The 10,383-nt window shown below is 73.4% G+C and carries 11 protein-coding genes; 6 read left to right on the plus strand and 5 right to left on the minus strand.

From position 1 onward, the window contains the following. Positions 1 to 21 precede the first annotated feature (21 nt). Positions 22 to 636: a TetR/AcrR family transcriptional regulator gene (locus AC069T_RS07185; RefSeq protein ID WP_478781772.1), complete on the plus strand. Its 615-nt coding sequence runs from the start codon at positions 22 to 24 to the stop codon at positions 634 to 636. 19 nt (positions 637 to 655) lie between these two features. Then, on the plus strand, positions 656 to 1,813 hold the full coding sequence (locus AC069T_RS07190; RefSeq protein ID WP_478781773.1) for an acetyl-CoA C-acetyltransferase: 1,158 nt from the start codon (positions 656 to 658) through the stop codon (positions 1,811 to 1,813). 280 nt (positions 1,814 to 2,093) lie between these two features. Here AC069T_RS07190 and AC069T_RS07195 read toward each other — a convergent pair whose 3' ends face one another. From AC069T_RS07195 to AC069T_RS07210, 4 genes are all read right to left on the minus strand, one after another. Continuing rightward, positions 2,094 to 3,185, minus strand: coding sequence for an NAD(P)H-dependent flavin oxidoreductase (locus AC069T_RS07195; RefSeq protein WP_478781774.1), 1,092 nt, complete (start codon positions 3,183 to 3,185; stop codon positions 2,094 to 2,096). Next, positions 3,185 to 3,994, minus strand: coding sequence for a CoA-transferase subunit beta (locus AC069T_RS07200; RefSeq protein WP_478781863.1), 810 nt, complete (start codon positions 3,992 to 3,994; stop codon positions 3,185 to 3,187). The genes AC069T_RS07195 and AC069T_RS07200 overlap by 1 nt, the downstream gene beginning before the upstream one ends. A 110-nt stretch (positions 3,995 to 4,104) precedes the next feature. Beyond that, on the minus strand, positions 4,105 to 4,971 hold the full coding sequence (locus tag AC069T_RS07205) for a CoA transferase subunit A (protein WP_478781775.1): 867 nt from the start codon (positions 4,969 to 4,971) through the stop codon (positions 4,105 to 4,107). After that, positions 4,968 to 5,735, minus strand: a complete 768-nt coding sequence (locus AC069T_RS07210) for an enoyl-CoA hydratase family protein (RefSeq protein WP_478781776.1) — start codon at positions 5,733 to 5,735, stop codon at positions 4,968 to 4,970. The genes AC069T_RS07205 and AC069T_RS07210 overlap by 4 nt, the downstream gene beginning before the upstream one ends. 83 nt (positions 5,736 to 5,818) lie before the next feature. On the opposite strand from AC069T_RS07210, the gene AC069T_RS07215 reads away from it, so the two are divergent. Next, entirely contained in the window at positions 5,819 to 6,568 is a 750-nt protein-coding gene (locus tag AC069T_RS07215) for an SDR family oxidoreductase (protein WP_478781777.1), read from the plus strand. Position 6,569: 1 nt separating this feature from the next. Continuing rightward, positions 6,570 to 7,502, plus strand: coding sequence for an SDR family oxidoreductase (locus AC069T_RS07220; protein ID WP_478781778.1), 933 nt, complete (start codon positions 6,570 to 6,572; stop codon positions 7,500 to 7,502). An 85-nt stretch (positions 7,503 to 7,587) separates the two neighbouring features. Here AC069T_RS07220 and AC069T_RS07225 read toward each other — a convergent pair whose 3' ends face one another. Next, the gene (locus AC069T_RS07225) at positions 7,588 to 8,487 is read right to left on the minus strand and encodes a hypothetical protein (RefSeq protein WP_478781779.1); all 900 of its coding nucleotides are present in this window, start codon (positions 8,485 to 8,487) and stop codon (positions 7,588 to 7,590) included. A 199-nt stretch (positions 8,488 to 8,686) separates the two neighbouring features. On the opposite strand from AC069T_RS07225, the gene AC069T_RS07230 reads away from it, so the two are divergent. Both AC069T_RS07230 and AC069T_RS07235 read left to right on the plus strand, forming a co-directional pair. Beyond that, positions 8,687 to 9,466, plus strand: a complete 780-nt coding sequence (locus AC069T_RS07230; protein WP_478781780.1) for a S1 family peptidase — start codon at positions 8,687 to 8,689, stop codon at positions 9,464 to 9,466. A gap of 425 nt (positions 9,467 to 9,891) precedes the next feature. After that, a complete protein-coding gene (locus AC069T_RS07235; protein WP_478781781.1) occupies positions 9,892 to 10,263 on the plus strand; it encodes a chorismate mutase in 372 nt (123 codons plus the stop codon). Positions 10,264 to 10,383: the final 120 nt, after the last annotated feature.

Genomic DNA, 10,383 nt, shown 5'->3' on the forward strand with positions numbered 1-10,383 from the left:
TTGAGGGACCACAATGGACCCGTGCCTACCAAGAAGAAGTCCCAGGTGACCGCGTCACCGGAGCGACGCCGTGAACTGCTCGGCACGGCCGCCGAGGTCTTCGCCGAACAGGGCTACAACGCCACCACCGTCCGCAAGATCGCCGACCAGGCCGGAATGCTCGCGGGCAGTCTCTACTACCACTTCGACTCCAAGGAGTCGATGCTGGAGGAGATCCTGCGGACCTTCCTCGACGAGCTCTGGGACGGTTACGACACCGTCCTCGTCGCCGGACTCGGCCCCAGGCAAACCCTGGAGGCCCTGGTCACCGAGTCCTTCCGGGAGATCGACCGGCACCGCGCCGCCGTCGCGATCTACCAGAAGGAGTCGAAACAGCTCGCCGCGCAGGAGCGGTTCGCCTTCCTCGCCGCGTCGCAGCGCAACTTCGAGAAGGCATGGCTCAGCACCCTGGAGCGCGGTGTCGCCGCCGAGGTCTTCCGCGCCGACCTGGACATCCGGCTCGCCTACCGGTTCGTGCGCGACACGGTGTGGGTCGCCGCGTCCTGGTACCGGCCCGGCGGGCAGCACAGCCCGGAGGAGATCGCCCGGCAGTACCTGTCGATGGTGCTGGACGGGATCTCCCTACGCGACACGTGAACCCCGGAGGGACACCGTCATGGCCGAGGCCTACATCGTCGAAGCGGTCCGCACACCCGTCGGGCGACGGGGCGGGGGACTGGCCGGCGCCCACCCGGCGGACCTGGGCGCGCACGTCCTCAAAGCCCTCGTCGCACGGTGCGGGGTGGATCCGGCCGCCGTCGAGGACGTCGTCTTCGGCTGCCTGGACACGGTGGGCCCGCAGGCCGGGGACATCGCCCGCACCTCCTGGCTGGCGGCCGGACTGCCCGAGGAGGTGCCCGGTGTCACCGTCGACCGGCAGTGCGGATCCTCCCAGCAGGCCGTCCACTTCGCGGCCCAGGCGGTCCTGTCCGGCACGCAGGACCTGGTGGTCGCGGGCGGCGTCCAGAACATGACCCAGATCCCCATCGCCTTCGCCTCCCGGCAGGCCGCCGAACCGCTCGGCCTGACCCAGGGCCCCTTCGCGGGCAGCGAGGGCTGGCGGTCCCGCTACGGCGACCGGCCCGTCGACCAGTTCCACGGCGCCGAACTGATCGCCGCCACGTGGGGCATCACCCGCCGCGCCCAGGAGGAGTTCGCCCTGCGCTCGCACCAGCGGGCCGTACGCGCCCTGGACGAGGGCCGCTTCGCCCGCGAGACCGTGGCGTACGGGAAGGTCACCGCCGACGAGGGCCCGCGCCGGGACACCTCGCCGGAGAAGATGGCCGCCCTGAAACCGGTCGTCGAGGGCGGCACGATCACCGCCGCCTGCTCCTCCCAGGTCTCCGACGGCGCCGCCGCGATGCTGCTCGCCTCCGAGCGGGCCGTACGGGACCACGGGCTGACCCCGCGCGCCCGGGTGCACCATCTCTCCGTCCGCGGTGAGGACCCCGTCCGCATGCTGTCCGCGCCCATCCCGGCCACCGCGCACGCCCTCAGGAAGACCGGCATGACCCTCGACGACATCGACCTCGTCGAGATCAACGAGGCCTTCGCGCCGGTCGTCCTCGCCTGGCTCGCGGAGACCGGAGCGGACCCGGACAAGGTCAACGTCAACGGCGGCGCGATCGCACTGGGCCACCCCCTCGGCGCCACCGGCGTGAAGCTGATGACGACCCTGCTGCACGAACTGGAGCGCACCGGCGGCCGCTTCGGGCTCCAGACCATGTGTGAGGGCGGCGGCCAGGCGAACGTGACGATCATCGAGCGGCTCTGAGAATTCCCCGGACCGGCGGGCTCACCCGGGACAGCCGGTCCGGACGGAGGTGATCTGGGGGTGGGTGTCCCGGGGCGAGGGGGGGGCGGAGGTGGGTGCTCCGGGAGGTGTCTCGGGGCGGGGGCACGGAGGTGGGTGCTCCGGGTCGTGTCCCGGGGCGGGTGCGCGGAGGTGGGTGCTTCGGGGGCCGGTGTCTCGGAGCTGGGTGTTCGAGGCGGCGGGACTCAGGGGGTGGGTGCCCAGGGGACGGGTCTCAGGGTGCGTGCCCGGGGCGCGGGTCTCAGGGGGTGGGTGCCCCGGACGGGGGCGCCCCGAGGGCGGGGGCCTCGGGTGTCGGCAGCGCGTGCAGTGTCGCGTGGGCCTGCGCCATCACCCGCTCGACCAGCTCCGCGCACGACGGCAGATCCTCGATCACACCCGCGACCTGCCCCGCCGCCATCACCCCGAGATCCGTACGCCCGTCGACCATCGACGCCTTGAGCAGCATGGGCGCGTTGGCTGCGAGCAGGACCTGGCTCCAGGTGAGGTCCCTGCCGTGTCTCATGGCGAGCCCGTCACGCATCATCCGGGACCAGGAGAGACCGGAGACTCTCCGGAACCCGGCGGCCCGGCGGAGCGCCCGGACCAGGGACGCCGTACGGCCCGCACCCTCCAGGGAGTCGACGAGGTCCGTGCGCAGCATGCGGTGCGGCAGTCCGTCGACGGCCTTCGTGACCGTCACGTCCCCGACCGCCGCAGCCAGGTACCGCGCCTTCACGGCGTCCGGGACCGTCGAGTCGGACGTCAGCAGGAAGCGCGTGCCCATCGCCACGCCCGCCGCGCCGTACGCCAGCGCGGCCACCAGTCCCCGGCCGTCGTGGAAGCCGCCCGCCGCGACGACCGGGACACCGACCGCGTCCACCACCTGCGGCAGCAGCACGGACGTCGCCACCTCGCCGGTGTGCCCGCCGCCCTCGCCGCCCTGCACGATCACCGCGTCGGCACCCCAGGCGGTCACCTTCTCGGCGTGCCGCCGCGCCCCGACGGAGGGGACGACGACCACGCCCGCCGCCTTCAGCTCGGCGATCAGCTCGCGCGAGGGGGCGAGGGCGAAGGACGCGACGCGCACCCCCTCCTCGACGAGGATCCGCACCCGGTCGCCCGCGTCCCCCGCGTCCGTCCGCAGATTCACCCCGAACGGCGCGTCCGTACGGGACTTGACCTCCCGCACGGCCTCCCGCAGACGGCCGGGCGTCATCGTCGCGGAGGCCAGGATCCCGAGGGCGCCCGCGTTCGCCGTCGCGGAGACCAGGCGCGGGCCGGCCACCCAGCCCATGCCGGTCTGCACGATCGGGTACCGGACGCCGACGAGCCGGGTGAACGAGGTCTCCATCAGTGCCCGGCCCCACGCGCGGCGATCGGGCCGGGACCGGTGACCCGGCCGGGACCTGTGACCGTGCCTGGCTCGGCGACCGTGCCTGGACCGGCGACTGCGCCGGCGTCGGGAACCTCGTGGTCTCTGACGCCCTCCGGGTCGATGACCTCGCGCAGCAGCTCCCGCTCCTCCCGCGTCGGTTCACGGGTGTGGGGCACCCCGTCCGGGACGTGCAGCTCGAACCCCGTCGCCGCTCTGACCTGCTCGACCGTGACACCGGGATGCAGGGAGACGAGGCGCATCACGTGCTCCGGGGTGGCGAAGTCGAAGACGCCGAGGTCGGAGACGACCCGGGGGATGCGGTGGAAGCGGGTGGCGCTCGGCCCCGCCGCCGAGGCACTGTCGTACCCCACCCCGCACACCACGTCGACCGCCGCGACGAAGACGCGCGGGGAGTGCTTCGGCACCCAGTAACTGGTCGGGTTGTTCAGGGTGTTGACCGGAGCACCCCGCACGCCGAGCAGCTGGCGGGCGGGCCGGGACCAGTCGCCGATGCACGAGATGTTCTGGTTGCCGAAGCGGTCGAGCTGGCTCGCGCCCATCATCACGTGCCGCCGGCCACCCGTCACCATGGCCAGATGCTGCCGGTAGGGCAGCCAGCCCTCCGGTGTGCCGTCCGGCCCGACGAGCATCGCCTCGCCGTCGGTCAGCAGCAGGTCCGGCGCGAAGGTGCGCCTGGCGAGCCGGGCGCCCAGGGACGGGATCACACCCATCGTGGCGGCGAGCACCTCACCGTCGCCCCGCCAGGCCTCGGCGCAGGCGATCACGCAGTACTCGGCGCGGGTGGGCGGCGGGAGGGGCGCCGTGGACCCGGCCGGCGGCGCCCCGGCGGGCGGGGGAGTGGGCGGGGCCGGTGGCGGGGGTGCAGCGGGTGTGCTCACGGGGTCCGCTCCTTCTGCCAGGCCTGGACGGCGCGCTGGTAGGCCCGCTCGTCGCCGTCGAGGAACCGCGCGGCGAACTCGGCGTACGGCGTGGTGGCGTACAGCTTCTGGAAGGCCTCGTCACGGCCGTGGTCCGGGGCGCAGGACGTGAAGTGCGCGCCGTTCGGCGTCTCGATCACCCCGGTCACGTACGACCGTTTCAGCAGCATCGTCTGGGGCGCGGCCTGCTGGGTCAGCGCTGCGGTGTCCACGAGCCGTTCGCACGAGACGTAGGCGGCGTCGGCGGCCTCGCAGAACAGGTCGTCGAAGTACGGGTCGGGGCCCAGATACCGGCCGTTGCCGAGGCGGTCCGCGCGGTTCATGTGGACCAGCGCGGCGTCCAGGTGCAGGGCGGGCATGGCGACGAACTCCTCCCGGATCCCCGTCGACGCGTCGGCGTACGGCGAAGTGACCGTCCGCAGGCCGGGGTTGACCCGCATCACGGCCGAGCCGATCCCGGCCCGCACCGGCAGGAAGGGCAGCCGGTTCGCCGCCGCGTGCAGCCCCCACATGAACATCGCCTCGTCGACCTCGGTCAGCTCGAAGTCCGCCCGCTGCCGCGCCGCGCGGTAGTGCGGTTCGAGCGGGATCGAGTCGAGGGTCACGAAGGCGGCGACGAGTCTGCGGATCCGCCCGGCCGCGGCGAGCAGACCGACGTCCGGCCCGCCGTACGACACGACCGTGAGATCACCGATACCCGTCCGGAGCAGCGCTCTCACCAGAGCCATCGGCTTGCGGCGTGAGCCCCAGCCGCCGATGCCGAGTGTCATCCCGCTCTCCAGCCGGCCGACGGCCTCCTCCGCCGACATCGTCTTGTCGCTCACCGCGCCTCCTCCTGCCTGCCGCGCCTGCCGTCGAAGGCGTCGCGGACGCGGCCGGCGGCCCCGCTGAGATTCGCCTCGAAGGTGAAGCCCTGCTCGAAGCGGTAGCTGCGGCGCACGTCGACGGGGTCGATGCCGTTGATCGCGGCCTTGGCCAGCCGGAGGAGACCGCCGTCCTTGGCGGCCATCTCGCGGGCCAGCGCCCGCGCGGACGCGTCGAGTCCAGCGCGCGGCACGACCTGCCACACCGAGCCGTGCGCGCGCAGCTCGGCCGCGGTCACGGTGCGCGAGGTGAAGTACAGGACGCGCATCAGGTGGGGCGGGACCAGCCGGGCGAGATGCGTGGCGGCGCCGAGCGCGCCCCGGTCCAGCTCGGGCAGCCCGAACGTGGCGTCCTCGCTGGCCACGATCGCGTCCGCGTTCCCCACCAGGCCTATGCCGCCGCCCAGGCAGAAGCCGTGCACCGCGGCGACGACGGGGACCTCGCACTCGTACACCGCGGCGAAGGCCTCGAAGCAGCCCCTGTTCGCCCCGATCAGCGCGCCGTGACCCCCGGTGTCCCGCTGCAGCTCCTTGATGTCGACGCCCGCGTTGAACCCGCGTCCCTCGGCTCTCAGCACGACGCAGCGGACCTCGGGGTCGCGCCCGGCCGACCGGACCGCGTCGGCCAGTGCGAACCAGCCCCGCACCGGCAGCGCGTTCACCGGCGGGTAGTCGACCGTGACGACGGAAATCCCCTTTTCCGGGGACGAGGTGGAGACACCCATGGACGCATCAGCTACCTTTCCACCAAACGTTTGTTAGGTGCACTGCCGAAGCTAGCAGCGAACGCATCCGAGCGGGAGGCCCTGTGGACAACGCGGATCTCGGCGGCAGGACCGTCGTCGTCACGGGCGGCACCAGGGGGGTCGGCGCCGGGATCGCGCGGGCCTTCGCCGCGGCGGGCGCCGACGTCGTGGTCTGCGCGCGCCGGCCGCCGCCGCGGCCCCTCGCGGGCGTCCGCTTCGCCGCCGTCGACCTGAGGGACCCGGCCGCCGTCCGCGACCTCTTCGAGGACCTGGCCCGCGTCGACGTCCTCGTCAACAACGCCGGCGGCACACCGCACCGGCTCCTCGCGGAGTCGGAGGCCGAGCGGCACGCCCGCGTCATCGAGCTCAACCTCACCACGCCGCTGACCGCCTCGCTCGCCGCGCGCCGCCGGCTGTGCCGTACCCGGGGGGCGATCGTGATGATCGGCAGCGTCAGCGGCACCCGGCCCTCGCCCGGCACGGCGGCCTACGGCGCGGCCAAGGCGGGCCTGGAGAGCCTGGCCCGCTCGATGGCCGTCGAGTGGGCCCCCGACATCCGGGTCAACACCCTCGTCGTCGGCATGGTCCGCACCGAGCGTTCCCACCTGCACTACGGCGACGCGGACGGGGTCGCCGCCGTCGCACGGACCGTCCCGCTCGGCCGCCTCGCCGAACCCGGCGACGTGGGCCGGGCCGCCGTCTTCCTCGCCTCCGACGCCGCCGCCTACATCACCGGCGCGAGCCTGCTCGTGCACGGCGGCGGGGAACGGCCCGCCTTCCTCGATGCCGCGACCGTCAACAAGGGGAGCTGACATGGGTGCACCGCTGCTGTGCGAGGGGCGGGTCGTGATAGTGACGGGCGCGGGCCGCGGACTCGGCCGGGCGCACGCCCTCGCGTTCGCCGCGCAGGGCGCCCGCGTCGTCGTCAACGATCTCGGGGTCGGCCTCGACGGCACCCCGGACCCCGACAGCCCCGCCGCGCGGGTGACCGAGGAGATCCGCGCGGCCGGCGGTACGGTGGTGGCCCACGGCGGCGACATCGCGACCACCGAGGGCGCCGCGTCCCTCGTACGCACCGCCCTGGACGCCTACGGGCGCCTCGACACCCTCGTCAACAACGCCGGTTTCCTGCGCGACCGGATGCTGGTCAACCTCGACGAGGACGACTGGGACGCCGTGCTGCGCGTCCACCTCAAGGGTCACTTCCTGCCGCTCCGGCACGCGGCGGCGCACTGGCGGACGGAGATGAAGGCGGGGCGCCCGCCGCGGGCCCGCGTCGTCAACACCAGCAGCGGGGCGGGCCTGTCGGGGTCGGTGGGACAGGCCAACTACAGCGCCGCGAAGGCCGGGATCCTCGGCCTGACCCTGGTCGCCGCGGCCGAACTCGCGCGGTACGGCGTCCAGGTCAACGCGATCGCCCCGGCGGCCCGCACCCGCATGACCGAACGGACCTTCGCGCGGACCATGGCCGCGCCGGGCAGCCCCGGGGCCTTCGACGCGATGGCCCCGGAGAACGTGTCGCCGCTGGTCGTCTGGCTCGGCTCCGCCGCCTGCGCGGGCGTCACCGGACGGGTCTTCGAGGCCGAGGGCGGACGCATCACGGTGATGGAGGGCTGGCGCCCGGGCCCCACCGCCGACAAGGGCGCGCGATGGACACCCGCCCAGGCCGGGGAGACGGTACGGGAACTACTGGCGGAAGCGGTCCGTCCGGCGGCGGTGTACGGGGCGACGGACGGGGGGCTGTAGCGACGGACGGGGTGCCGTAGCGCGCGCGAGCAGGAGCCCTCCGGAGGTCCGGTGTCCCGCCCCTCCGCTGGGCCCCGCCGCCCGTTCAGGTGTCGCACTCCAGGACCGTCCGGCACAGGGCGCAGCGGGCCCGGACGCGACCGCGGACGGGGACGCGGATGCGCTGGTGGCAGGTGGGGCAGGGGAAGGAGACGCGGAGCGGCCCGCCGTCGTCCGGGGTGAAGGTGTAGGGCGCGTCCGGCCGGGCGCCGGGCCCGGTCCCGTGGGCCCGGGCGTGCCGGCGGTCCTGCGCGTAGCGGCGGCGGCCCGCCCAGCCCGCCGCGGTCAGCGGCGGCTGCCGCTCGTCCCTGCGCGCCTGCTCAAGCCCCTTGTTGTACGCGGTGTACGCCTGCGGGCTGGTGAACCAGACCGCCGGGTCCTCGCCGAAGACCAGGGCGCGCTTGGCGAGGACGTAACCGAACTCCTCCGGGGTGAGGTAGCCGAGCTTCTGCGAGGAGGCCGCGTCCTCGCGGAAGGCGTCCAGCAGGAGCCACCCCGCGCCGAGATACGCCGCAGCCGTGTCCGTGAGGATCTCGTTGTCCCGGGTGCCGGGGAAGGAGAGGTCCAGACGGTGCAGGTAGACGTGCATCACCTCGTGGGCGAGGGCGGCCCCGATGTCACGCCGATGGGTGCGGAACCGGTCGTTGAGTTCCACGAAGTACTCGGGCCCTGCGGTGAGTTCGACGTTCGCGGCATGGGTCATCTCGCGGAATCCGACGACCATCCGGGCGTCCGGCAGCCGGTAGTGGCGCACCATCTCGCGGGCGACGCGCTGGGCGCCCAGATGCAGGTCGTCGGTGTCGCAGAAGGCCACGTCGGCGGGGGCCACGCTGGCGGCGAACGTCTGGACCGTGTCGCAGGACAGCCGCCGGTACAGCGCGGTGATCGACGCCCGCACGGTGTCCAGGTGCGGGTAGCCGTGCTCGACCGGTCCGCCGTTCGCCACGTCCGCACCCCCTGAAGACGCCGGAACAGGCCCCGGGGGGACCTGGACTCCTCACCTCCACTCTAAGGCGCCGTCCGGCGTGGCCGGAAAGGCGCCTTGTGGGACGAGCGCGCGGGTTTCGATAATCCAACCCCCACGTTGTCGGGGTCATGCCATGCGACTCGGCTTCGTGGTGCAACCCCCCACGAAAGGAAGCACGTTGAAGACTCTCCAGAAGCTCAACGGACTCAGACGCCTGCTCGCCACCGGCGCCGTGACCCTCGCCGCCGTCTCCCTCCAGCCCCTGTCCGCGCAAGCCGCACCGCAGCCCGTCGTCGGCGGAACCCGGGCCGCACAGGGCGAGTTCCCGTTCATGGTCCGCCTCTCCATGGGCTGCGGCGGAGCCCTGTACGCCAAGGACGTCGTCCTGACCGCCGCGCACTGTGTGAACGGCTCCGGCAACAACACGTCCATCACCGCCACCGCCGGCGTCGTCGACCTGCAGAGCAGCAGCGCGACCAAGGTCAAATCGACCAAGGTCCTCCAGGCACCCGGCTACAACGGCAAGGGCAAGGACTGGGCCCTCATCAAACTCGCCAGGCCGATCGAACAGCCCACCCTGAAGATCGCCACCACCACCGCCTACAACAGCGGGAACTTCACCGTCGCCGGGTGGGGCGCCGCGCGCGAGGGCGGTGCCCAGCAGCGGTACCTGCTCAAGGCCACCGTCCCCTTCGTCGACGACGCCACCTGCCGCCAGGCCTACGGCAGCGACCTCGTCCCCGGCGATGAGATCTGCGCCGGATTCCCGCAGGGCGGTGTCGACACCTGCCAGGGCGACTCCGGCGGCCCCATGTTCCGCAAGGACGACACCGGCGCGTACCTCCAGGTCGGCATCGTCAGCTGGGGCGAGGGCTGCGCGCGCGCCGGCTACCCGGGGGTCTACAGCGAGGTGTCGACCTTCGCGGCGGACATAGCCCGAGCGGCGGCCGGACTCTAGGGCCTGTCGTTTGGATCAGGCTGGCTGTGACCGACGGTTCGTCCTGACCGACCCGAGCGGGGTCTGGCGCGTACAGCTGCAAGGCGGAGGAGGGAGTCGACGCGGAGCGTCGGCGACCGACGACAACGCCGCAGATGTGCGTGCCAGACCCCGCGACGCCGGCGTGATCCAAACGACAGGCCCTAGACCCCACGGCCGCCGGAGCCGACGCACACGGCGCACGGGACGCCTGCGGCGGCACATGGCACGGGACGCCCGCGACCGGCTCGCGGGCGTCCTGCCGTACGCCGCCACCCGCGAACAGCTGGGCCGCACCGTGCCCGGCGACCGGAGCGGCCAGACACCGGCGGCCGGACACCGGAGCGGCCGGACGCCGACGATCCGCCGATCATCGAAGGGCCGGCCGCCCCTTAAGGTGGACCCCCATGACCCACGGCAACACCAACGAAGCGACCACTCCTGGCGGCAACGGCGGGACCGATCCCGCCGTGCGCGCCGAACTCGGCCGGCTCCGCGACAGCATCGACAACATCGACGCCGCCGTCGTCCACATGCTCGCCGAACGCTTCAAATGCACCCAGCAGGTCGGACACCTCAAGGCCCAGCACCAGTTGCCGCCCGCCGACCCCGCCCGCGAAGCCCGCCAGATCGCCCGGCTGCGCCAGCTCGCCGAGAACGCGAAACTCGACCCGGCCTTCGCGGAGAAGCTGCTCAACTTCATCATCGCCGAGGTGATCCGCCACCACGAGCACATCGCCGACCACGCGGGCAGCGGGCCGTCCGAGCCGGGGGAGTGACGGCCGGCCCCGCGGTCAGCGGTCCGTCCGAGCCGGGGGAGTGACGGCCGGCCCCGCGGTCAGCGGTCCGTCCGAGCCGGGGGAGTGACGGCCGGCCCCGCGGTCAGCGGTCCGTCCGAG

The organism is Streptomyces sp. NPDC043867, assembly GCF_056435845.1.